The sequence below is a fragment of the Streptomyces sp. NPDC047049 genome, from assembly GCF_040643995.1.
Classification (GTDB): Bacteria; Actinomycetota; Actinomycetes; order Streptomycetales; family Streptomycetaceae; genus Streptomyces; species Streptomyces mooreae.
On sequence record NZ_JBEYVM010000023.1, the window covers coordinates 1 to 20,520 of the forward strand.

25 protein-coding genes are annotated in these 20,520 nt (G+C 69.3%); 10 read left to right on the plus strand and 15 right to left on the minus strand.

From position 1 onward, the window contains the following. The coding region (locus tag ABZ851_RS32660; protein ID WP_361135707.1) for a hypothetical protein at positions 1-248 on the minus strand (248 nt) is incomplete at its 3' end. An 895-nt stretch (positions 249-1,143) separates the two neighbouring features. Between ABZ851_RS32660 and ABZ851_RS32665 the strand changes: the two genes are divergently transcribed. Then, positions 1,144-1,842: a hypothetical protein gene (locus ABZ851_RS32665; RefSeq protein WP_361135376.1), complete on the plus strand. Its 699-nt coding sequence runs from the start codon at positions 1,144-1,146 to the stop codon at positions 1,840-1,842. Beyond that, a complete protein-coding gene (locus ABZ851_RS32670) occupies positions 1,839-2,285 on the plus strand; it encodes a MarR family transcriptional regulator (protein ID WP_361135379.1) in 447 nt (148 codons plus the stop codon). Before ABZ851_RS32665 ends, ABZ851_RS32670 begins: the two co-directional genes overlap by 4 nt. Positions 2,286-2,719: 434 nt before the next feature. Here ABZ851_RS32670 and ABZ851_RS32675 read toward each other — a convergent pair whose 3' ends face one another. The 3 genes from ABZ851_RS32675 to ABZ851_RS32685 form a co-directional block, all read right to left on the minus strand. Beyond that, complete coding sequence (locus ABZ851_RS32675) at positions 2,720-3,427, minus strand: hypothetical protein (RefSeq protein ID WP_361135382.1); 708 nt, start codon at positions 3,425-3,427, stop codon at positions 2,720-2,722. 226 nt (positions 3,428-3,653) lie between these two features. Continuing rightward, positions 3,654-4,244: a transcriptional regulator gene (locus ABZ851_RS32680; protein ID WP_361135385.1), complete on the minus strand. Its 591-nt coding sequence runs from the start codon at positions 4,242-4,244 to the stop codon at positions 3,654-3,656. Next, the gene (locus ABZ851_RS32685; protein WP_361135388.1) at positions 4,244-5,809 is read right to left on the minus strand and encodes a helix-turn-helix transcriptional regulator; all 1,566 of its coding nucleotides are present in this window, start codon (positions 5,807-5,809) and stop codon (positions 4,244-4,246) included. Before ABZ851_RS32685 ends, ABZ851_RS32680 begins: the two co-directional genes overlap by 1 nt. Before the next feature lie 241 nt (positions 5,810-6,050). Here ABZ851_RS32685 and ABZ851_RS32690 point away from each other — a divergent pair, with 241 nt between their 5' ends. After that, positions 6,051-6,764, plus strand: a complete 714-nt coding sequence (locus ABZ851_RS32690; protein ID WP_361135391.1) for an endonuclease domain-containing protein — start codon at positions 6,051-6,053, stop codon at positions 6,762-6,764. A gap of 484 nt (positions 6,765-7,248) precedes the next feature. Next, a complete protein-coding gene (locus tag ABZ851_RS32695; RefSeq protein WP_361135394.1) occupies positions 7,249-7,428 on the plus strand; it encodes a hypothetical protein in 180 nt (59 codons plus the stop codon). A gap of 418 nt (positions 7,429-7,846) precedes the next feature. Here ABZ851_RS32695 and ABZ851_RS32700 read toward each other — a convergent pair whose 3' ends face one another. The 3 genes from ABZ851_RS32700 to ABZ851_RS32710 all read right to left on the minus strand — a co-directional run bounded on the left by ABZ851_RS32700 (position 7,847) and on the right by ABZ851_RS32710 (position 9,445). Next, entirely contained in the window at positions 7,847-8,638 is a 792-nt protein-coding gene (locus ABZ851_RS32700) for a hypothetical protein (protein WP_361135397.1), read from the minus strand. Between the two features lie 13 nt (positions 8,639-8,651). Continuing rightward, complete coding sequence (locus ABZ851_RS32705; protein WP_361135400.1) at positions 8,652-9,170, minus strand: sigma-70 family RNA polymerase sigma factor; 519 nt, start codon at positions 9,168-9,170, stop codon at positions 8,652-8,654. A 65-nt stretch (positions 9,171-9,235) separates the two neighbouring features. Continuing rightward, entirely contained in the window at positions 9,236-9,445 is a 210-nt protein-coding gene (locus tag ABZ851_RS32710) for a hypothetical protein (protein ID WP_361135403.1), read from the minus strand. Between the two features lie 434 nt (positions 9,446-9,879). Between ABZ851_RS32710 and ABZ851_RS32715 the strand changes: the two genes are divergently transcribed. Next, entirely contained in the window at positions 9,880-10,053 is a 174-nt protein-coding gene (locus ABZ851_RS32715) for a hypothetical protein (protein ID WP_361135406.1), read from the plus strand. A 159-nt stretch (positions 10,054-10,212) separates the two neighbouring features. Here ABZ851_RS32715 and ABZ851_RS32720 read toward each other — a convergent pair whose 3' ends face one another. The 5 genes from ABZ851_RS32720 to ABZ851_RS32740 are packed head-to-tail and all read right to left on the minus strand — an operon-like array spanning position 10,213 to position 14,838. Continuing rightward, positions 10,213-11,001, minus strand: a complete 789-nt coding sequence (locus ABZ851_RS32720; protein WP_361135409.1) for a class I SAM-dependent methyltransferase — start codon at positions 10,999-11,001, stop codon at positions 10,213-10,215. 35 nt (positions 11,002-11,036) lie between these two features. Next, on the minus strand, positions 11,037-12,134 hold the full coding sequence (locus ABZ851_RS32725) for a hypothetical protein (protein ID WP_361135412.1): 1,098 nt from the start codon (positions 12,132-12,134) through the stop codon (positions 11,037-11,039). Continuing rightward, complete coding sequence (locus ABZ851_RS32730) at positions 12,049-12,999, minus strand: phosphotransferase (protein ID WP_361135415.1); 951 nt, start codon at positions 12,997-12,999, stop codon at positions 12,049-12,051. The genes ABZ851_RS32725 and ABZ851_RS32730 overlap by 86 nt, the downstream gene beginning before the upstream one ends. Then, positions 12,996-14,147 (minus strand): hypothetical protein, encoded by a 1,152-nt coding sequence (locus ABZ851_RS32735; protein ID WP_361135418.1) that lies wholly within the window; start codon positions 14,145-14,147, stop codon positions 12,996-12,998. Before ABZ851_RS32735 ends, ABZ851_RS32730 begins: the two co-directional genes overlap by 4 nt. A 10-nt stretch (positions 14,148-14,157) precedes the next feature. After that, positions 14,158-14,838 (minus strand): phosphoglycerate mutase family protein, encoded by a 681-nt coding sequence (locus tag ABZ851_RS32740; protein ID WP_361135421.1) that lies wholly within the window; start codon positions 14,836-14,838, stop codon positions 14,158-14,160. Between the two features lie 250 nt (positions 14,839-15,088). On the opposite strand from ABZ851_RS32740, the gene ABZ851_RS32745 reads away from it, so the two are divergent. The 3 genes from ABZ851_RS32745 to ABZ851_RS32755 all read left to right on the plus strand — a co-directional run bounded on the left by ABZ851_RS32745 (position 15,089) and on the right by ABZ851_RS32755 (position 16,807). Beyond that, a complete protein-coding gene (locus ABZ851_RS32745; protein ID WP_361135424.1) occupies positions 15,089-15,958 on the plus strand; it encodes a helix-turn-helix transcriptional regulator in 870 nt (289 codons plus the stop codon). Continuing rightward, positions 15,955-16,152: a DUF397 domain-containing protein gene (locus tag ABZ851_RS32750; protein ID WP_361135427.1), complete on the plus strand. Its 198-nt coding sequence runs from the start codon at positions 15,955-15,957 to the stop codon at positions 16,150-16,152. Before ABZ851_RS32745 ends, ABZ851_RS32750 begins: the two co-directional genes overlap by 4 nt. A 97-nt stretch (positions 16,153-16,249) precedes the next feature. Next, positions 16,250-16,807 carry a hypothetical protein gene (locus tag ABZ851_RS32755; RefSeq protein ID WP_361135430.1) on the plus strand — a complete coding sequence of 186 codons (558 nt, stop codon included), beginning with the start codon at positions 16,250-16,252 and terminating at the stop codon, positions 16,805-16,807. A 127-nt stretch (positions 16,808-16,934) separates the two neighbouring features. Here ABZ851_RS32755 and ABZ851_RS32760 read toward each other — a convergent pair whose 3' ends face one another. Genes ABZ851_RS32760 through ABZ851_RS32770 form a run of 3 tightly spaced genes read right to left on the minus strand, consistent with a single transcriptional unit; the run spans position 16,935 to position 18,543 of the window. Then, a complete protein-coding gene (locus tag ABZ851_RS32760; RefSeq protein ID WP_361135433.1) occupies positions 16,935-17,357 on the minus strand; it encodes a restriction endonuclease in 423 nt (140 codons plus the stop codon). Continuing rightward, positions 17,354-18,283, minus strand: coding sequence for a diaminopimelate epimerase (gene dapF / locus ABZ851_RS32765; RefSeq protein ID WP_361135436.1), 930 nt, complete (start codon positions 18,281-18,283; stop codon positions 17,354-17,356). The genes ABZ851_RS32760 and dapF overlap by 4 nt, the downstream gene beginning before the upstream one ends. Next, positions 18,280-18,543 carry a hypothetical protein gene (locus tag ABZ851_RS32770; protein WP_361135439.1) on the minus strand — a complete coding sequence of 88 codons (264 nt, stop codon included), beginning with the start codon at positions 18,541-18,543 and terminating at the stop codon, positions 18,280-18,282. The genes dapF and ABZ851_RS32770 overlap by 4 nt, the downstream gene beginning before the upstream one ends. A gap of 100 nt (positions 18,544-18,643) precedes the next feature. Between ABZ851_RS32770 and ABZ851_RS32775 the strand changes: the two genes are divergently transcribed. Together ABZ851_RS32775 and ABZ851_RS32780 are read left to right on the plus strand one after the other, a co-directional pair. Further along, a complete protein-coding gene (locus tag ABZ851_RS32775) occupies positions 18,644-19,438 on the plus strand; it encodes a GntR family transcriptional regulator (protein ID WP_361135442.1) in 795 nt (264 codons plus the stop codon). A 97-nt stretch (positions 19,439-19,535) separates the two neighbouring features. Continuing rightward, the gene (locus tag ABZ851_RS32780) at positions 19,536-20,441 is read left to right on the plus strand and encodes a hypothetical protein (RefSeq protein WP_361135445.1); all 906 of its coding nucleotides are present in this window, start codon (positions 19,536-19,538) and stop codon (positions 20,439-20,441) included. The last annotated feature ends 79 nt before the right edge of the window (positions 20,442-20,520 follow it).

Genomic DNA, 20,520 nt, shown 5'->3' on the forward strand with positions numbered 1-20,520 from the left:
GCGCGTGTGCTGCGCACGCCGGGGACGCCCGAGGAGTCCTTCTCCGATGACCCGCTGCGGATGATGCGCGCGTCCTCCTCCGGAGGAACGACGCACGGCCCTACGGGCCGTAAAGACGATAAACCCCTCCGGGGTTTAAACAATTCCTCCGGAATTGTTTGTGAAATTCCTCCGGAATTCACGCGCATTCGGATTTCGAGAATCCGGGAGAGTTGGCGAGTGCGGGTGTAGTGGTCGACGAACTTCAAGAGAGCTGGCTACGGGGAGGGGTGAGGGTGCGCCTGTTCCTGACGGAGACTGGGGTGAAAGGTGACGGTCCGCTAGCCACTGACGCTGCATCACCAGAAGGCGCGGCTTGCACGCCAGATCTTACCAGGAACCACCCTTTGGTGGCTACTCCTCCGAATCTGCTGCATCACTCCGTGATGCAAGGGTAGAGTTCGTGAAACCAGGGCACCACCCCCGAGGGTACTAGACCCCGTGAATTCCTCAGAGGACATGACCAAGTAATGCGTGCTAGAGAAATTGACCGCGCGAGAACATATCCGCCGATCCGCGCTGATCCGTTCAGGAAGCAAATATCGGAATGGCCCGTGAACGTGCAGCAACTCTGGACGGAAAATTGAATACAGCCGGGATTTTCTGATGGCACGCATCATCGAAGGGGGCCTGGGCGCCTTCAGGCCCCCTTGGAAACTTCGCTGGCGCCCTGGGAGGTCCTGCTTCTGGTCCACCCCGAGGGGGGTGAGGCGCGCGTCGTAGGGACTGGAGGACCGCCGGGCCTCCGCGTCGTAGTGACCTCAGCCCACTTAATACTTGGCGAAATCAAGAAGCCGCTGGTCAGGGGCTTGAGTAAGGCGCGATCCGACTCCTCAGCAGGGACACATCGGCTGCGAAGTGTCCCGACTGAGGGGGCATAACGGGGGCTCCATGTCAACCAGAGCCGACATGATCGGGTCCATCATGTCAAGTGGAGGCGACACGGAGTCGCAGAGCGACGGACGGGCCAAGGCGACGGGAGTTGTGTCCCGCCTGAGGGGACACAACTCCCGCGAGATGTCGTGTCGGAGTGACATTGATGTCAAGCACAGGTGACATACTGTCGCCGGACCGAAGATCACAGAACGTGGGAAGAGCATCCTCGTGTCGACTGAGCCGCAGCGCCGCTCCAGGAACGCCCCTGGTGGGCCGCAGCCCAAGCTGCCCCTGGGCGATCCCGCTGACGCCTGGGACCGGCCTCTACGGCCGCTGAAGGACCTGGACGACGTCGCGAAGCGGTACCCCCGCAGGAAGATCACAGTCACCGGCGAGCGGAAGCCGCTGAAGTTCTACGGGCCGGCTGATCAGCCGAACGCGTTCTCCATGGACAGCCTGGAGTTCTTCCTGATCATCTCGCAGTTCTTCCGCGAGGCCCTGCCGCTTCGGCTGATCCTGCTGATGATCGCTTGTCAGAAGGCCGGCGGCCGGATCCACCTGACGCAGGAAGAGATGGCGACCGTCCTGGACGTGGCTCGGCAGAAGGTCAACGAGGCCCTAGGGGAGATCATGTCCCACGGCATCGTCTTCCGCGTGAAGCGTGGGGTCTACCAGTTCAATCCGCCGTACAGCTATCGCGTGGCAGAGTTCATCCCCGGCACCGAGGACATCGATCCCGAATACGTGCAGGTCGAGCAACACACGGTCATCGATCAGATCAAGGCGGATAAGAGCCTGCCCGATCTGGTGCGCTACCCGTCGCTGGAGACAATGAGGCAGGAGATCGAGCGCCTGCGTCAGGAACGGGCCGAGGAGCGCGCCCGCCGGCGGGAAGAGCGGGCGGCGCAGAAGGAGGCAGGACAGTGAGTGGTCTGCATTTCGCCGCGGTCAACGCGGAGGGGATCGTCGCCGACCTCGACTTGCTGCCCGCGGCGTACCGCGTGTTGCTGAAGCTGCGGGCCCACAGCGAGCCGGGCGGCCGCATCGAGATCGACCAGATCACCCTCGCTCAGATGCTCAATCTGAGCCGGGCGGGAGTGAACGCGGCACTGCGTGACCTGGACCTGGCGCAGCTGGTGAAGAAGCAGCGCGCCGGCGTCTACCAGCTCAACGCCATGCTCGCGGCGTACGTTTCACCCGAGGACGCCGTGGCAGCGGTGAAGGCGATGCCGAAGGCCGAGCGCCTGAACTCGCCAGGGTTCGTCGACCGGTACCAGAAGGCCGTGGCGGCTTACCAGGATCAGCTGGCCGAGAAGCGGCGGCGCAAGGAGGACCAGAAGCGCCGGCAGGCCCTCAAAGCTGTCTCCTGACCCCGCGAAGAACCCCACGGCGCTGCACCTCCGGTGCGGCGCCGTTCGCATGCCCAGCGGGCCGCACGCTCTTCCCGGGTTGGTATCACCAGGGGAACCGTCTTGTTCTGGTTCTCCAGAACAAACGCCACGAGGATCGGCCGCACGAAGGGGTAGACGCTCCAGGGGAAACCGCAGGTCAACGGTGCGCGGCGCGGCCGGACGGTATCACCAGGGGAATCGTTCCGTTCTGGTCCTCTAGAACAACCGGCGCCTGCTGCGGGAAGTGCGTACAGCGTTCCCCTGGAGGGGAAACGCGCAGGCGGCAGGGGCGGCGAGCAGCGCGGACGCGAGCGCTGTATTCCGACCAGCTTCTCGCTGGCATCGCGGAGATGAACCAGAGAAAGGGACTGCGAGGCCAGCTCTGAGGCCCTGGAGGGGCGGTTCAGCCTGCGCTATTCCATGCCTGCTGAGGGCCCATTGATCCACAGACTGTTCTGCCTCGCCTTCTCGGCGTCCCTGCTGGCTTGCATAAATTCGGCTAGTGGAGATTTCAGCGGACGATCGCCGCCGACCGGCCTCCTCGGCGAAGGGTCATCTTGTAGTTGTCTGGCCGGCCGTCCTTCCGGAGCGGAGGTGGTGCTCTTGATTTTCTTGATCTCCGTTTCAACGATTTTGCGGACGCCTAGGAGCCGATCGCTGATGCGGTCACACCGGTCGGAGAGGTGGTCGTAGCGGCTCTGAAGCTTTTTGACGGCCCGGTGGAGCTCAGCGAGGTCGCCGCGGAGCTGGGCTGCCTGATCGACGCGTGCCGTCTCATTGCGCTGGCGGTCTAGCTGCTTCCGGAGCGCGGAAGCCTCAACGTTGATCGCCACGATGGCGTGCTCCGTCTCCCTACGCTGGCGGTCTAGCTGCTTTCGGAGCGCGGAAGTCTCAACATTGAGCGCCACCATCTTGCGTAGGTGCGTCAGTTCGTGGCGCAGCTTGACCACCTCCGAAGCGAGGTCGCTCAGTGTGGGCGGCGGCATTCGCCTTGCCGTCCGATGCCGCTCATATGGGTCCAGGGTGCCCAACCCAGGTTCGTCTTCGTCGGGGGCTTCGTCGGGGTCTTCATCGACGGCTTCGACGAAGACCAGGGCAGGGAGATCGATACGCTCTGGCATGAGTGCCGCCTCCTTCAGCAACAGCGGCTAACTCCAGCCTGGACCTGCGACCCCGACGCTGCATAGGTCATCGCTTAGGACAAGGCACAGGTGTCCGACCTGCGAGTCGGCTGCACACCCTCCGCGGTATCCACCTGCCCCCACGGCCAGGGCAGCGTCGCGGGTACGGTGACGGCGAAGGGCCCGGAGTCAATTGGAGTGACTCCGGGCCCTTCGTTCGTGTGGGTCAGGCGGCCCAGCCGACGGAGGAGACGTAGGTGTAGGCGTCCCAGTCGGTGCCGAGGGCCTGGATGATCTCGTCCCAGATCGCGTCCAGCTCGTGCCTGTCGCCGGCGTTCCAGGCGTCGACGGCACGGTCCCACACGCCGCCGCGGACGTTGATGTCGCGGGTTTCCAGGTCGCGCTGGTGGCGGCGCTCGACCTGGGACTGGTCGACGGGGTCGATCTCGATGCGGGTGCCGCGGCCGCGGTTGTTCAGCCGGCGCTTGAGGTCGGCGACGACGTTGCGGCGGCGCAGTTCCCAGTAGGCAGCGTCCAGGCGGGCGAGGTTGGCCTTGTTGGGGGTCGTTTCTTCGGCGAGCCAGGCGATCAGGGTGCGGGGGCGGACGTGGATGCCGGCGCGGTCCATGGCTTCGTATCCGGCGTCGGAGGCGGTGAGGTAGCGCAGGCGGGCGGCCAGGCCGCGTTCGGAGTCGACGGGGGACTCGATGCCCGTCACCATCTTGTCGAGCCCTTCGGCCAGGGCGACCCATCCGGCGATTCCGCGGGCCCGGTAGGCGCCCAGGTCCCTCCAGCGGCCTTCTTCGGTGCCGGCCATCAGCGGGTCACCTGCCCGACGGTGTACTCACCGGACGCCTTGGCGTCGCTGTACTTGATCTTCATGTCGCTCACGCCCCGGCCCTCGGAGAAGACGCGGCGCCAGTCGCCGGTGACGTGCAGCTCGTCGGTGCCCACCATGGCGATGACGTCCAGGCCGGCCTGGTGGGCCTTGTACGCCTTGGTCCACAGGTTGGCGTACGCCTGGCTGTGGATGTTGTGCATCCAGTCCGGACGTTCAATTTCCCGGTTGTAAATGGACTCGCCCATCGTGGAAACGAACTTCGAATACATCGCCTTGACGTACTCGGTGGTGATCGTGTCCTCCTCGTCGATCGCCTTCGCCCGCGCGACGGTGAGAATCTTGCGCAGCGCATCGAGGAAATTCTCTGTCGCGCCGGACGTCCACGATTCGTGAATTTCAGGTGCTTCGATAAGGCCGTATTTCGGTTGGGAGAGGCGGAATAGCAGCCTGAGAGTGGCGTTGGTGACCCACAATGCCCCGTCGGTGTCGCGGTCGCCGAGGGGGTTGGGCAGGTGCGGGTGGCGCCACTCGGCGGGGGTGATCAGGTGGACGCCGGAGCGCTTGGGGCCCACGCCGTCGGCCCCGGTGGAGTGCTCCAGCTTCCCGATCGGCAACCAGCACTTGAGGGCGGAGAGATACGCGGCGTTGGCGTCGAGGGCGGTGACCTGGACGCTCCCGGGGACCTTCAGGGAGAAGTCGGGGTGGTGGAAGGCGGGACGGGCCTCCCAAATCTGGTCCGGCTCCTTCTTCGACGGCTTCTTGAGGATGTCCGGCAGCGCCGGATAGGCGGTGAACTGGTAGCGGGCGGTCGCCCGGGTCTCGTCGAACATCGCCATGACGTCCGGGATGGCGCGCTTGGTCAGCGCCTTCAGCGCGGCCTCGGTGTCGCCTTCGGCACGCTCCAGCTCCTCGTGCACGGCGATGCTGATCATGGCGTGAGTCTCGGCCTCGGCGCGGGCGGCGGACTTCGCGCGGCGCTGGGATCGGTTCGGCAGCGGTGCTGGTACCGGCGAGGCAGGGGCCGGGGCAGGGGCCTCGGGCTCCTGTGTGGGTGCGGGCTGGGCGGCGGGTGCGGCCTGCGGAGCCGTGGCGGCCGCCGGGGGCTGGCACATGGCGCCGGCGTGCAGCGGGCGGCCGTCGGTGGACCGGTAGGGCGTGGGGACACCGCAGCGGATGCACGGGCCCGGCTCCCCCTGGACGGCCATCCCGTTGTCCCCCCACGCGGTCTGCGCGGCCTCCGGCGTGACGAACGCCGGCGCCACCGGCTCCTGGAAGGTTGCGGCCACGGGGGCCGGGTGGAGTTCGGCGAGGCCCTCCAGGAGGGCGAGGTACAGGGCTCGCGCGGGCGGCTGCGGAGTGGCGGAGCCGGCTTCCCAGTTGGCGACGGTCTGACGGCCGACACCGACCGCCGCACCGACCTGGGCGAGGGAGAGCTCTGCGGCTTCCCGCAGCCGGCGGCGCTCCGCCGGCTCGGGCATCGCCGCCATCAGCCGCGCTTCCTCCAGCAGGGCTTTCACTCCAGCGAATTGGTCATCAGTCATGCCCGTAACATACAGCATGATGGACATGGATTGGCGTTGGATTAGACAGTTATTGGACATCGATTTGATGTTTGATTGGCTCGGCAGGCTCGGGCGGTGAAGCTGAGGGAGGGCGGGGGCGCCCCTTGCCCCTTGGGGCGACGGACTGAAGTGCCGGGCAGCAGGCTGGGCGTCGCCGAGGCGGTCAGCCGGCCTTTCGTCGGCACGGCCGACTGTCAGTGCCCTGCGGCAGGATGCCTTCGTGGCCGCCCTGGACGAGTTTCCTGCGTACCGGCGAGCGCAGCTGCTGTGGCGCTGGGCGCACCAGGGCGTTGCCCACGTCGAGGCGATGGTCCGTGACGCCGAGAGCCGGCCGTGCCGGTTGCCGGACGCTCCCCCCGGGGCCCCGGGCCGGGTTCTCGCCGTCCCCGGAGACGACGGCCTGGTCCACCTTGAACGGGCGGGCTGGCTGCTGTGCGGCGAGACGGAGACGGCCGACGGCTGGAGCCATCAGCGGCACTGCGGATGGCTTGAAGGCCGGGGCGGGCCGGAGGACTGGACGGGCAACTATGACGGTCCGGAGGCGACGGTCCGGGGCTCCCGGATCGCCGAATGGGTGGTGCGCCCGATCGGCGCGGGCGTGGATCCCGGCAGCATCGACCGGCCGAGGCGCTGCCTGGCGGGGAGGTACGCCCTGCATCACGTGTGGCCGCCTCGGCCTGTCAGTACGGCATCACTCCGGCGTCTTCGGGCAGCGCTGGTCGACGCGTTCGGTGTCGACTGCCAGCTGTGCGGCCTGTACCCCGGCGCGGTGGTCGACCACGACCACCAGACGGGCCGGGTGCGCGGTCTTCTGTGCGCCTTTTGCAACCGCGTTCTGGAGGAGTGCCCGCACCTCACCGGCTGTCCCAGGGCTGAATACCTGCTCGCTCCCCCGGCGGCTGCGCTGAACCTGGCCTACCCCGCCAGCCAGTAGTGGAGGATCAAGGAGGCCACCCGCCAGCGCAAGATCGAATTACTGGGGTTCGATCCCTTCGGCGCGATCGGACCGTGAACTGGGCATCGGTGATGGTTCCTTGCCCGAGCTCCCGGTCCCGGCAGGTGCGCCACGGGTCGTCAGCGGGTCTCCGCCGGCACTCGCGCGGACAGGGGCGAGTTTGAGCCACCTTATGAACGGAATTTTCGGCTCACAGCCGATCTGCGGGGATCCGGAGCGCCAATAATCAAGAAACCAGCAGGTCAGAGCGCCTATAGCCTAGCTTCTAGAAAAGTTGGAGTGCCGGAACGTCGCAGGCCAGGAACGGTGTGCAGCCCAGTGGCCGACGGCGGCCCCCTGACGAAGTCAGGGCCAATCTCAGCGCCCTAATGTCGATGCCGAGACGACGGAGGCCGCCATGCCCGGCGGCCTCCGATGGCGTCCAGAACCCCATCGGTGCGTTCGACAAGGAAGGACTCCACTCATGGAACCACAGACCTGGCGCGGCGTCAGAGTCAGGTGGACGCGGCCTCACGCCTCGGACCTCACGGTGGCGGGAGCCCTGTATTACCTGCTCTACCTGCAGCCGGATGTGCCCCAGCTCATCGCTGCCGCCGTGTCGATCCTCTCGCTCCGCTGCATCCGGATCGACCGCGCTGACTGAAATGCGACTGGCCGACCGGCCCCCTGCCACGCACCGGCAGGGGGCCTCCGGTCGCCTTCGGCACGGCCGGTGACGAACCGGCGGCACTGGACCAGGTCGCCGCCCGTCTCGAAGGCATCGAGCCGCCGCGCCCATCGGCCCCCGCTGAAGGCGGGCCGATGGGGTGGCGTTTCGCTCTTCCTCGACCGGATCCGATTGCTGGTGGTGGTGGTGGCGTATCGCTCGATGATGTCGGCAACCGTTGGCCTGCGCGAACTCCGCCTGTGCTGGACATCGGCAGCGCCGACTTCCGTCTTGGCGCCGAACCGGCGTGTGCGCAGCCGCTCCGTGTTGCACGACGAGGTGGCGCTACGTGGGCTGGCGGCCATGCCGTATCGCGCGCCTGCCGGCCTCCTCCCGCGACGCGTCCCGGCCGGCTTCATGCCTGGCACGCGTGGAGTTGGTCGGCGAGCGCGAGGTCGGGCCAGGCCAGGGCGTCTGCTTCGTCAGTGGGTTCGGCGGTGAGCCCTTGGACAGCCATGGTCAGGGATCGGGAGAGCATTCCTGCGTGAGTGTAGAAGGTCTCCATGGTCCACTCGGCGGTGCAGGAGTTCTGGCCTCGCAGGATGCGCAGGGCGCGGAGGAGCATCAGGGAGGTCAGGGGCTCAAGGCCCCGGCGCGTGGGCGAGGGGGGGATGTGGCGGCGCGGGCCAGCATCGCCGGCGTCCAGCTCGGCTGCCTGTCGGGCCCAGTGCCGCGCGTGCCGCAGCTCGCCGCGGGTGAGGTACAGCAGGTAGAGGCATTCGGCAGAGGCTGACTTGCCGGCGCCTGCGGCGAACTGCCAGAGGAACTCGGCCTGCTCGTCGCGGCCGGCCAGGTGCAGCAGGCAGGCGAAGGCCATGGAGCTGTCGGGGTCGATCTGGTGTGTCGTGGCCAGGCTGGCGATGTGCCGTGCGGCATGGGGGCTGCGGACCGTCCAGAAGGACAGGACGCGAAGCTGGCGGGCCGCCCGCTCCCGGCGGGCCGCCGGAGCGGGACGTCCGGCGGCGAAGGGCGGTTGGAGAATGGCGGGGTGCGGGTAGCCGCCCCAGGCAGAGCCGCGCAGCGCAGCGTCGTTGAAGTCTTCCTCCAGCCGGCGGCGAGAGGCCCGTTCCTCCTCTTCCCCAAAGTCGTCATGGGGAAAGGCGCGGGCATCGCGCAGGAGGTCATCCAGGGTGCGCGGCGTCTGCATGGGGCGGTACTCCTCAGTCCTCGGTCTGTTCGGTGTCGGGTTCCAGGCCCAGTTCGAGGGCGATCCGGTTGCGGGCGTGGAGGCGGTGGGAGCGCACCGTGGCTTCGGTAATTCCCATGATGCTGGCGGTCTTGGCGGTGCTGTAGTCGAGGACGTAGTGCAGCACCATCACGTCGAACTGACGGGCGGGCAGGCGGGCGATTGCGGGATACAGTCCGACGCTGCTCTCCATGGCGGCGAACTCATCCCTCGCGCCCTCCAGCACCGCGCGGGCGACTCGTTGGAACACAGCCGTCTCCGCGACGGCGGAGTCCCGGCCCTGGGCGATGAGAACGTCGTCGACGGCCTCTTTGAGGTGCGCCCAGGCACTGGCGGCGGGGCACGCCTCCTCCATCAGCCGCTTCCAGCCCCGCAGGAGGCTCATGAAGACCATGTGGACGACCTCGCCGGCGAGCCGCTCGTCAGCGAGATGGAGCTCCGCGTATTTGCGGTAGGCCCGATGGAAGCGACTGTGGAAGGCCCAAAAGGCCACAGGGATCTGCTGCGGTGCGTGCACGCCTGAGCTCGGCGCCGTCCGGCCGGTCCTCCTGTTCTCCGTCACGCGTCCTCCCCCTCGGCGGTCGGGAGCGGCAGGGGCATCTCCATGTGCAGCCGGGGCGGGCCGCCGACGCGCCGGTGATCGGCCAGCGAAGCGGCCCCCACCCTGACACCGACTGCCAATCCCCGCCTTGCCAGACGCACCGCATCGGGGGCGAAGACGCGCACAGCGGTGGCTATCACCAGAGCGCCGATGAGCAGATTGGACAAGAGTGCTCTTCCTTCCTTTCGTCGGCACTGAGCCAGCCCCCGCAAGCCCAACTAAGTTTCGTGCCGGAGGACTTGGTTGCCCTCACGGAACAGCTAAGCGGTCCAGGGTGGGCAAACGTGGAGGCTCCCGCGAAGGAATTTCGACCGATCGTGACGACTGAGCTTCCGAACGCGCCCACCCCGCACCCCCTACCGACCGGTAGACGGACAGCGAAGTTGCGGATACACACTGTGACCAGGGGCTTCTCGGAGCCGGTGCCTCACCTTGCTTCGAGCCCGTAGGAATCGAGGGCTCGCCCTCGTGATGCACATCACACACCCGGCTGCGGGCGGTGATCCGCCCTTGGGCCGTGATCTCCCGGTCTACGCGACAGGCTCTCGGGGAATGCGCCTCGCCCTGGGTGGATTATGTCGCTGAGAAGAAAGGTTCCGCCGTGACTACACCTACCCCCACACCCACCGTTGCCCTGTCCTGCCCGCCCAAGGAAGTCGGACGCTGCGCGACCTGCCAGCAGCCCTGCCACCGGTACGGGCACGGCGGCAATCCGCTGTGCAAGACCTGCCGAACCAACGTCGAAGCCGGACGGGCCAAGCCGACCGCCACGTAGCCGTCCGACAGGCACCTGCTTCGTCAGCCAGGAGCCGTGCCCCAGACGCCGGGTCCTCCGCCACGCCACTTGATCATCGGGTCGTTCAGCCGGGCGCCTTCTGGGTCCAGGCCGACTGTCGGCCCTGCCCCCGACGGGCATAGGGCCGGCAGCCTCCTCTCATCGGGTGGCGACGAGAGCCTCGGTGCGGATTGTCTCCTCGTACCGCCCGGCCGGCTCGTGCGTCAGCAACGCCTGGCGCAGGTCTTCCTCGAACGCTTTCCGGCGCTCGCCGAGCATCGCCGGGGAGGTGTAGCTGTTGCTGTATTGCAGGCCGATCAGTTCGTCCAGGGTGCGCACCACTGTCTCGTCCCAGGCCGTACTGACCACGGCGTTGAACGGGGAGCGGGCGAGGGTGTTGCGGTAGGGCTCGGTCGGCTGCGGGTACACCCCGCGTCCGGCCCGTCTGGTGTTGCCGAGGTGGGCGATTCGGACCTTCTCGATGACCTCGGCCCACTCGGGCAGTGCGGTGGTGCCGGGCGGGCCGGCAGAGACGATGACGACTCCGGCCTTTTCGGTGGTGAGCGCGTCGAGGTCGGCGAGCACCTGGTCGCGGTTCATCCAGTGGAAGCTCTTGGCCATGACAACGAGGTCGAGCGGTGGCAGGCCGAGTGCTGGCAAGCCCGCGGCGTCGCCCTGGATCCAGCGGATGTTGCGCACACCCCGTTCGGCGGCCAGCCGGCGGCCCTGGTCGAGCATCTCGGCTGCGGGGTCGACAGCGAGGACTTCGCCGGTCACCTCGGCCAGCGGCAGCGCGACGGTTCCCGGGCCGCACCCCAGGTCCAGGGCGCGCGCATCGGCCAGCGGGAAGCGGTCGGCGAGCAGGGAGAACAGGGTGTCGGGGTAGTGCGGCCGGTAGCGGGTGTAGAACGCGGCCGCCGAAGCGAATGCCTGAGGGTCCGAGACCACGAAGTACTCCTTCGGTTGGGTGGTGCGACGGCCGGTCAGCGGGCGAGGTTGGCGAGGAAGGACTCGGCGGCGGACCAGGGCGTCAACTCGATGCCGAACGTGCTGCGCTCCCCGGGGCCGTGGAGGTGGACCAGGCGGCCGGAGAGGTAGACGGTGTCGCCTTCGCGGAAGGCGCCGGTGTACGCGCCCAGGTAGGAACGCATCTGCGTGATCCGCCGGGCGAAGACGTCCGCTTCGTCGATCGTGGAGCCGGTGACCGTGTCCACCTCGATGCCGTACACGGCCGGCGTCGCCAGTCCCTCGTTGTGGTCGGTCACCCGGGCCAGCACGCTGATCGCGCCTACCTCCTGGGCGGCCACCCCGGCCAGAGTGCGGTCGCCGTCGTCCCGCAGCGGCTCGCAGTTGATGTGCGCCCCGGACCCGGTGGTCATGCCCTGCAGCTTGCGGGCCTCCTGCCGCATCAACGCGTCGAAGGACGAGCCAGCCATGTACTTTGCCCGCCGGACATACAGCCGGGTCTGGGCCTCGCCCTCGTAGGGCCGGATCAGCGACCGCTCGGCGAACAACTCGGCCGCGGCCTTGTACCCGCGGGGCCCGTAGCAGACCAGGTCGATGTCGGAGCGCGCGTTGCACACCCCGACCAGGAAGCTGCCGGTAACGCCGATGACGTCGGCGGCGCCGGCCTCCACGACCCAGGTGACGATGGCGGCCAGGTCCTTGCTCACCGGTGACCCATCCAGCAGCTCCGGCCGCTCGTGCAGCGCGGCCAGGGCGCGACGGCAGGAGTAGTGAGTGACGACGTCCTCGCGCGGCACGCCGGTGATGACGCAGCCGACGGCCGGCGAGTAGACGTAGCACTCGGGCCGGTCGGCCAGGATGCCGAACGCCTTGGACACGACGGTGTTCTGCCGGTACGTCCGGCCGAACAGGCTCCGGTCGCCGCGCTCGTCCGGGTAGTACTTCACGTAACCCAGCCAGTGCGATCCGGGGTGCACGTCCCCGATCACCTTGAAGATCACGCCGGAGCGGTCGAGGAGGTAGTCGCGGTCACGGATGGCCGGGAGCGCCGTGCCGAGCGGCGAAGTCGTCGAGGGTAAGGAAGCGGGCGGGGTCGACTGCTCCGGTGCGCTCATACTGCTCCAGGACCTCCGTGAATAGGTGCCGGCGGTATTGCCACTTGAGGTGCTTGTCGGTGCGCGCGGGGTCGGCGGGTTTCATCAGCGCGAGGAAGAACAGTGCCTTGACCAGCAGGAATGCCGCGAGGTGCTGGCTGAGGGACTGTCCGGTGGTGGCGCGGGCCGCCTCGTTCAGCGCTTCCAGGTACCGGCGGCGCTGCTCGGGGCTGGCCAGGTAGCCCTTGGTGCCGCCCTTGAACGGGACGATCTCCAGGGCCAGGGCGGTGTCGTAGCCGAGCGGCACCAGGCCGTGGTGCTGCCAGTCGATGACGCCGACCGGCAGGACGTTGGGCAGGCCGTAGTCGAGGTGTCCGGGCACCATCGGCACACCGGCGAGCTGGGCCACCGCCCTCTCCAGGGCCGCCCGCACCCGGGTGGTGGCGAGGTCTGGGTTCTCGGTGAAGACGTTGTCGGTCCACCCGGCCTCCCGCACCCACTCGCGCAGCATCAGCCGGTCGGCGGGGACCGCGTGTGCGGCCTGGGCGCGCAGCAGCCGGCCGCCGACCTCGGTGGCCAGGTCGACCACGGTGTCGGACAGGGCGCGGGTGCCGTCCAGGCTCTCCAGGGCCATGTCGTGCAGCGAGTGGTCGCCCAGGGATTCCTCCACGACGAAGACGTGGCCGTCGTCGAGGCCGTTGTCCAGGATGCGCGGGACCGGGTAGCCGAACTCGGCGAGCTGGCGCTGGTAGGCGGCCTCCGTGGCGAGGGCCTCGCCGCCGGTACGGCGGTAGCGGGTGCGGTCGTCGTTGACGTAGACCGCGCCGCCGGCCGGATCGGCGGTGCGCTTCTTCACGAAGTGCCAGTCGGCAGGTTGGGGGTTCATCCGGTTTCTCCTTCCGGGGGTTCCGTTGCGGAACCGACGTCCGTGCGGTGCGCGAGGGCGTGGGCCAGGACGCGGGCGTCCATGACCCATCGCCGGTCGCCGGCCTCGGCACTGTGCTGTAGCTCGGCGAGGACTTCGTCCGCGGGTATCGCGGGCCGTGCCAGGTCGACTCGGCGCAGGAACTTGATCAGCGCCGGGAGCCGGGCCGGGGTGATGCCGGCGCGCTCGCGCCATGCGCACAGCGGCAGGTACCACTCGGTGAACAGTCGCTGTAGCCGCGGGGTGACGCGGTGCGCCTCGAACAGCCGCCGCAGCACGGGCTCGTCGTAGGGGATGCGGCCGTGCAGCGCGTAGCGCAGCTGCATTCCGCCCCACCGGCGCACCGGGGCGCCGTAGGCGGCGACGTTCGCGGCGGCGTTCTCGGTGAGGGTCATGACGGGCCGGTCCTCGCCGCGCTGCGCGGCGGCGGCCAGCACGGCCAGGTGCAGCCCCAGCCGGGGGTCGAGCACCATGCCGTCGAGGCCGAGCGGGCCAAGGCTGATGCCGCAGGCGCGGGTGCGGGACAGGAGCAGCCGCTGTGGGGCGTTTTGTGCGATGTTCACCAGGTGCGCGGGCAGGCTGGCCCGGGTCGCGTGGAAGTCGGCCCGCTCCAGCACGGGCCAGCTGTCGGGCCGGTCGTGGACGAGCAGCTGCCGGAGGGCCGGACGGGTGCCGGCGCCGGTGGTGCAGGCCCGGCAGGCGTGGTCGACCTCACCGGTCATGTGGTCGCAGGCCCGACACAGCCGCACTTTTACGTGGGCCAGGGCCAGCGTGCCGGTGGCCAGCAGCTCCTCGCAGACGCGCAGGGCCAGGGCGGCCACCTGCGGTGCGGTGTCGGTCAGGAGGCCGGCGACCGGGGCCGGGCCGGGCGCGTACTTCGCCGCGAGCTGGCGCCGCTCCCACTGCCCGCGCGACAGCAGCGTGGTGGCGGCCGCGGTGCGGTGGCGGAGGTCGCCGTCGAGGGTGACGGTGTTCCACAGGTGCGGTGCGGGCTGTGCGCCCGTGAGCTGGTTGAGGGCCTCGGCCAGCCGGATGCCCGCGGCCTTGCCCGGACGGTTGGCGAGGGTGAAGGCGCCGTTTTGCACGGGCCCGTTGAGGAAGAGCGTCATCGGCGCGCCCTCAGCAGTCCGGCTCGGCGACGCCGGCGGCCTCGAAGCGCTCGTCGCGCAGCCGGTAGAGCAGGACGGCCGCGTTCGGGGTCTTGCGGCGGCGGGCCTCCTCAACCAGGTCGGTGACCGGCCGCTCCTCAAGGAGGGTGCGCAGCGCCAGGATCGCGGTGTGGTGCGTGACGGCGACCACCGCGGCCGCGGTCGCGGCGGTCGTGGGGAGCGTGGCGAGGAAGGTACCTGCCCGGCGCAGGACACCGCCGGCCAGCGATTCGCCGCCTTCACCCGGCGGCACCCACAGGTGCTTGCGCAAGCGGCGGTCCTCCGCGCCTTCGGGGAAGGTGGCGAACAGCTCCCGCTTGGTCATGTAGGTGGCGGCGCCGTAGTGCTGTTCGTTCAGCGCCGCGGTCACTTCGCTCAAGGCGCCCGGAAGGGCCAGGGCGGCGGTGTCCTGGGAGCGCCGGTACTGCGAGGTGCGTACGACCGGTGCGGGGCCGAGGAGTTCGGGCAGGGTGCGGCGCAGCCACAGGCACTGCTCGAAGCCGCGCGGGGTGAGGCCGACGAGGTCACGGGATAAGGCGTGGGCCGCGGCCGCGGTCCAGGGGCGCGGGTCGCGGTAGAAGGTCGGCTTGGTGGCGTTCTCCGTCGACTCGGCATGACGGATCACGGCCAGAGTCAGCGTGCGCGGTGCCATACGGACTCCTTCGATGCCCGGCGCGCGAGCGCGGCGGGGCGTAGGGCGTATCCGGCAGCACGGGAGGGCTCCGGCCGCAGCGCAGCGAGGGCCGGTCCACTGGGTGCTGAGTGGGACGTTCTCAGCATGCCGACGCCCTTGCGTAAGGCGCAAGGTTGCGCCTTAAGGTTGCGCCTATCGGGTCAACATTGGCATATGACGCGGCAGTTGAGGTCTGTAGAGTCACCGGCGACGAGGAGGAGGAACCCGGATGTCAGAGGCCCAGCCGAACATGATGCGCCGGCGCCTGGGCGGCGCCCTCAAGACCATGCGGCGCCGCACCGGCCTGAACCTCGACGATGCCGCCGCCCGGATCGGCTTGCCCAGCGGAGCCACCCTCAGCAAGGTGGAGAACGCCAAACGGCTCGTGTCCACCACCGCCCTGGACGCGTACTTCACTGCCTACGGCATCGAGGAGGGCGACGCCCGCCGCGTCGAGATCCGCAAGCTCGCCGCGCTCGCCGCCTCCACCCGGCGCGCCAACCTCCTGCGCCAGTACGGCGACGCGGTACCCGACGCCTTCGCCGACTATCTCGAACTCGAAGAGCTCGCCGCCCAGGCCGACATCTATGCCTCCCAGGTCATCCCCGGCATCCTCCAGACCCACGACTACGCCCACGCCGTCATCGACGGCGGCCGCCGCTGGAGGACCGAACGGGAGGTCAACGCGTTCGCCGAACTGCGCATGCAGCGCACGTCCGTACTGACCCGCGAGAATCCCCTGCCCGTCTGGTGCGTACTCGATGAAGCCGCGCTGCGCCGGGTCATGGGCGGGCCGGTGGTGCTTGCCGAGCAGCTGCGCCACCTCCTTGCCCTCCAGGAGCGACTCCCCCACTTGCAGATCCAGGTGCTCCCCTTCGCTGCCGGAGCGCACCCCGCGCAGGACGGAACCCACACGATTTTCCGGTTCGACACCGGCAGCCCCGTCGTGGTGGTGGAGCCCATGACCACGTCCCTCTACCTCGAAGAGGACGCCGACATCGGCCAGTACGACGTGGCCTTCAACCACCTGCGCAGCCAGGCCCTCGACACCAAGCACTCCCGCACCTTCATCCGCGATGTGATCAAGGAGATCCGTTGAGCACCAACCCCCGCACCGAGCCCGCCTGGCGCAAGAGCAGCTACAGCAGCGGAGCGGGCAACTGCGTCGAGATCGCGTGCATCGGCTCCGGTGCCGTCGCGGTACGCGACTCGAAGAACCCGGACCAGGCCCCGCTGTGCTTCTCCAGCACGGCATTCGCCACCTTCCTGCGCCTGTTGAACAGCTCGTCCTGATCGGCTTCGCAGACGGCCCGGCAGGGCGGGGTGCTGCATTCTCTCCGTCTCCACCATTTCGTCCCGCGAGAGAGCGGCTGCACGGAAGGATGGGGGCATGCCTGCTGACCACACGCCCGTGATGGAGCTTTTGTACGCCTCCCACGCGTCCGCACAGCGAGAAGCCCCGGTGCGCCGGGGCGATGACCCTGCCTGCCAAGTCGTGCTCCGTGCCGCGAAGGCCGACGCGGACGACGACGGCATGGAGCGGCTCACCGCCCTGGCCCTGGGCACGGCGCTCTGCGCGAGCGACCTGACCGTGGTCCTGGCCGACCACAAGAACATCACCACCCAGCAACTGGTCGACGAGCTGGTGGCCGCCCGCCGCGCCCAGGGCGCCGAGGACACCCCGATGCCAGACCTGCTGCTCGCTATGCGCGCGGATGACCCCGGACAGGCAGCCGACCTTCTCGGCAACCTCATCGCAGGCGACCAAGACGCCTTCCTCGACCTCATCGTGGAACTCGGCGGCTACGCCGCCACCTGCGTATCGCTCCTGGACGTCCTTGAGATCAGCCCCGTTGAGGACACCCTCGCCGAGCTGGCGAAGACGGTGCAGCAGTTCTTCGCCGGCCAGCAGCCGCCCCGCACCGGGACCGCCGGACAGCGCCGATAGCCCGCCCCTTCGACCGTCCTCTGCCGGGAGCCCGGGACACCCACGTCCCGGGCCGACTGCCGTGCATCCGGTCAGTGTCCGGTCACCACGGACACCGGGCTGAACCGCCGCTGAGGCGACGGACGGCTCAAGAGCCTGCATGCGCACCGGCCCGCGAAGAGTGCTCCGGGCCCGTGCAGACGGCGGTGAGGTGGTCGAGACGTGCGTAGAGGGCACGCAGCTGGCGGGCGCGCATCTGTACGCACTGGGCGGTTCCCAGCCGCGGTTGGCCCAGGCGCCGTTCGGCCTCCTCCAGCAGCAATTCGGCCAGGACGCGCGGCTCGGCCCGGGGCGAAAGGGCGGCGCAGCGGTGTCGGACGTCGGCGGCCACGGCGTGGGCGTGGCCGGTGAGCTGGAGGGCGATCTGGTCGTAGTCGCGGGTGGAGAGACGCTCCGTGCCGCTCCAGTCGATGACGTTGCGGGCCAGGCCCATGTGCGGTTCACGGTCGAGCGGGAGGCCGGGTTCGGCGTCTAGGTGGCCGTCGGGGTCGTAGAGCACGGTGTGGGTCATGAGGCCGTCGCCTTTTGGTGTTCGACGTGGTCCGCGGCGGGCGCGTCGTGGGCTGGGCGGAAGGTCAGGGCGCCCTGGGCGATGATCGCTGCGGGGCCGGTGAGCTCCATGCCGTCTGGGTGCACGCGGATGTGGAGCCGGCCGCCAGGGGCGTCCACGGCGTAGTCGCCCCGGGAAGAGGACTGCGGGTCGCGTGCCCGGAGGGCGGCGACGGCGGCGCAGGCGCCGGTGCCGCAGGCGCGGGTCTCGCCGACGCCGCGTTCGTGGACGCGCAGGGCCAGGTGGCGGGGGCCGAGCATGGTGACGAATTCGGTGGTGACGCCGTGGGGGTAGGCGTGGGCCGGGGTGACGGTGGGGGCGGTGCGCAGGTCGCCTGCGAGGGCGAGGTCGTCGACGAAGGCGACGGCGTGGGGGTTGCCCATGTCGACATGCACGGCGGGCCACCTCCGTGGGCCGGCGGTGACCTCGATGCCGTCGGGGCCGGGCAGGGTCGGGCGGCCCATCATGACGCTGACCGGGCCGCGGAAGTCGGGGCTGCGGGTGGGGACATGGATGTGGCGGGTGCCGGCGCGGGTGGCGAGGGCGAGGGGGCCGGGGGCGCAGTGGCCGGCGTCGACGAGGAAGCGGGCCAGGAGGCGGATGCCGTTGCCGCACATCGCGCCGCGGGTGCCGTCGGCGTTGCGGTAGTCCATGAACCACTCGGCGCTGTCGGCCATCGGGGCGGCCTCGGGTTCGGCGGCGCAGCGGACCGCGCGCAGGATGCCGTCGGCGCCCAGGCCGGAGCGTCGGTGGCACAGGCGTATGACGTCGTCGGCGGACAGGACCAGGCGGCCGTCGGGGTCGGGGAGGATGACGAAGTCGTTCTCGGCGCCGTGGCCCTTGGCGAAGTACTGGATGGCCAGGGGCGGGGCAGGGGCGGCGGTCATGGGCGGGTGTCTCCCGTTTCGAGGCGCAGCCAGGCCGTGTGTCCGGTGGCTGTGGTGCGCAGGCCGAAGGTCGTGCCGAGGTCGAGGACGGCGTGCAGGCGCGGCCAGTGATGCGTCAGGAAGTCCTCGCTGACGTCGACTTCGATCCGTATGGCGCCGGGCTGGTCGATGACGCGCGGGCTTTGGCCCATCAGGGCGGTGAGCTGCGTGGTTGCTGCGTGGATGACGGCGGTTTGCCGGTGGTCGCGCACTACGCTCACGTTCGATCAGCCCGTAATCACTCGTCGCATTCCTAGCCCACTAGCTTCCGGCTAGTGAACTAGCTTGTCAATGGCGACAGCATCACGGGCAAGGAGAGGTATGGCCGAGGGGACAAACGGCACCCGCGGGGAGACGGCTCCGTACCTGCACGTGGCAGCCGAGATCCGTGCCCGTATCGCCGACGGCGCCTGGCCGCCCGGCCACAAGCTCCCCTCCCGCTCCGCCCTGGGCGCCGAGCTCGGCGGATACGGCGACAACGTCGTCCGTCGCGCCCAGGAGGCCCTGATCGCCGAGGGCCTGCTGGAGGGACGCGCCGGATCCGGGACCTACGTCCGCGATCCCCACGAACGCCGCACACTGCTGCGCACCCCTGCACCCGAAGGCGCACCGGAGCTGTCCGGGCTCGCCCCGGCCGGGTTCGTGGGCACCTGGGAGGCGGAGAGCGAAGCCAAGCTCGGCGCCCCGCCCGAGATCGCTGAGCGGCTGAACATTGCCACCGGTGACCTCTGTGTGCGCACCCAGTACGAGTGGCTCGACGCCCGCCACCGGCCGGTGATGGTCTCCACCAGCTGGGAGCCGATGGAGCTCACCGGCACCACCGTGGTGGTCCTGCCCGAGGCCGGCCCGCTCGCCGGCCGCGGCGTCGCCGCGCGGATGGCGCACATCGGCATCACCGTCACCCAGGCCGTGGAGGTGCCCCGCCCCATCCAGCTCAGCCGCGCCCAGGCGCAGCTGCTGGCGGGCGCCACCGTCGGGTCGCTGGCCACGCTCATCGCCCGGACCCACTACGACACGTCCGGCCGGCCGGTGGAGACCGCGGACATCATCGTCCCGGCCGACCGCTGGGACGTCGCCTACACCATCCCCGCGGCGCCGGGGACGAACAGCCGCTGAAGCACGGCCCCGGGCGCTTCGCCTTACGGCACAAGGCGGCGGCCCGGCACATCATGAATCGCTGAAGGCCAGTTGGCCAGGGGGAGGAACTTTCGTCATGTCCGCACCGCGCCAGGATCCGGTCCGCCGGCTCGCCGACCTTGTGGGGTCACCCGTACTGAGCGGGGTGATCGGCCTGGCCGGCGTCATCATCCCGGTCATCGCCTGGGTCAACGAGCGCGTCAACAAGGACTACCTGCTGATAGCGGAGACCGTCATCGTGCTGGCGCTGGTGGCGAATCATCTTTGGCTGAGGAAGCGGTTCATCACGCTGCGCCGGGCAACTAACCTTCGGGCCATGGACGACGCCGCGTATTACGACCTGGTCCGCGCCCAGTTGGAGAGCGAGCTGATCTCCGACTACGGCGAGATCGCCGACGGACACCTGCGCGTCTACGCCAGCGAGGTGCCGCGCCTGTCGGTGATGCTCGTCAAGACCCTCATCGACAGCGACACGCTGCCCAAGCGGATCCTCGCGGCCGACCTGACGACCAACCCGCAGCTGCTCACCCAGCGCCGCGAATACCTGGCCGCCAACCGCCGCCTTGTCCAGGCCGGCGGCAGCATCGACCGCCTGTTCATCTGCTACCGCGACGACCTGGTGCGCGAGGACTACGCCCGCCCGCTGCTCGAACTCATCAATCACCACCGAGGGCACGGCGTCACCTGCGGCCTCGCCGTCCGCGACCGGTTGCGTGCCGACCAGGCCGTGGACGTCATCATCCTCGCCTCCGCCGCCGTCCTGGTCGAAGAAGAGCAGGGCGACGCCGACTACACCAAGGGCCGCTCGTCCGTGTACTTCAAGGGCGTGGAGCGCTGGGTCGGACGGTTCGAGAGCGTGTGGGGCCACGGCACCGATTCCGCCCCCATGATGCTCCAGGGCTACGAGGCCGTCGCCCGCCCGATGCTGGACGCCGGATCCTGGGACAGCGACCGTGCGACCCAGGGAGTCGACGCGCTGTAGAGCGGCCGGCCGATCCGACCCCTTGCGGGTGACACGGCAACGGCAGTGAGTTGGACACGAGGGTAGAGCCCGCCGCGGC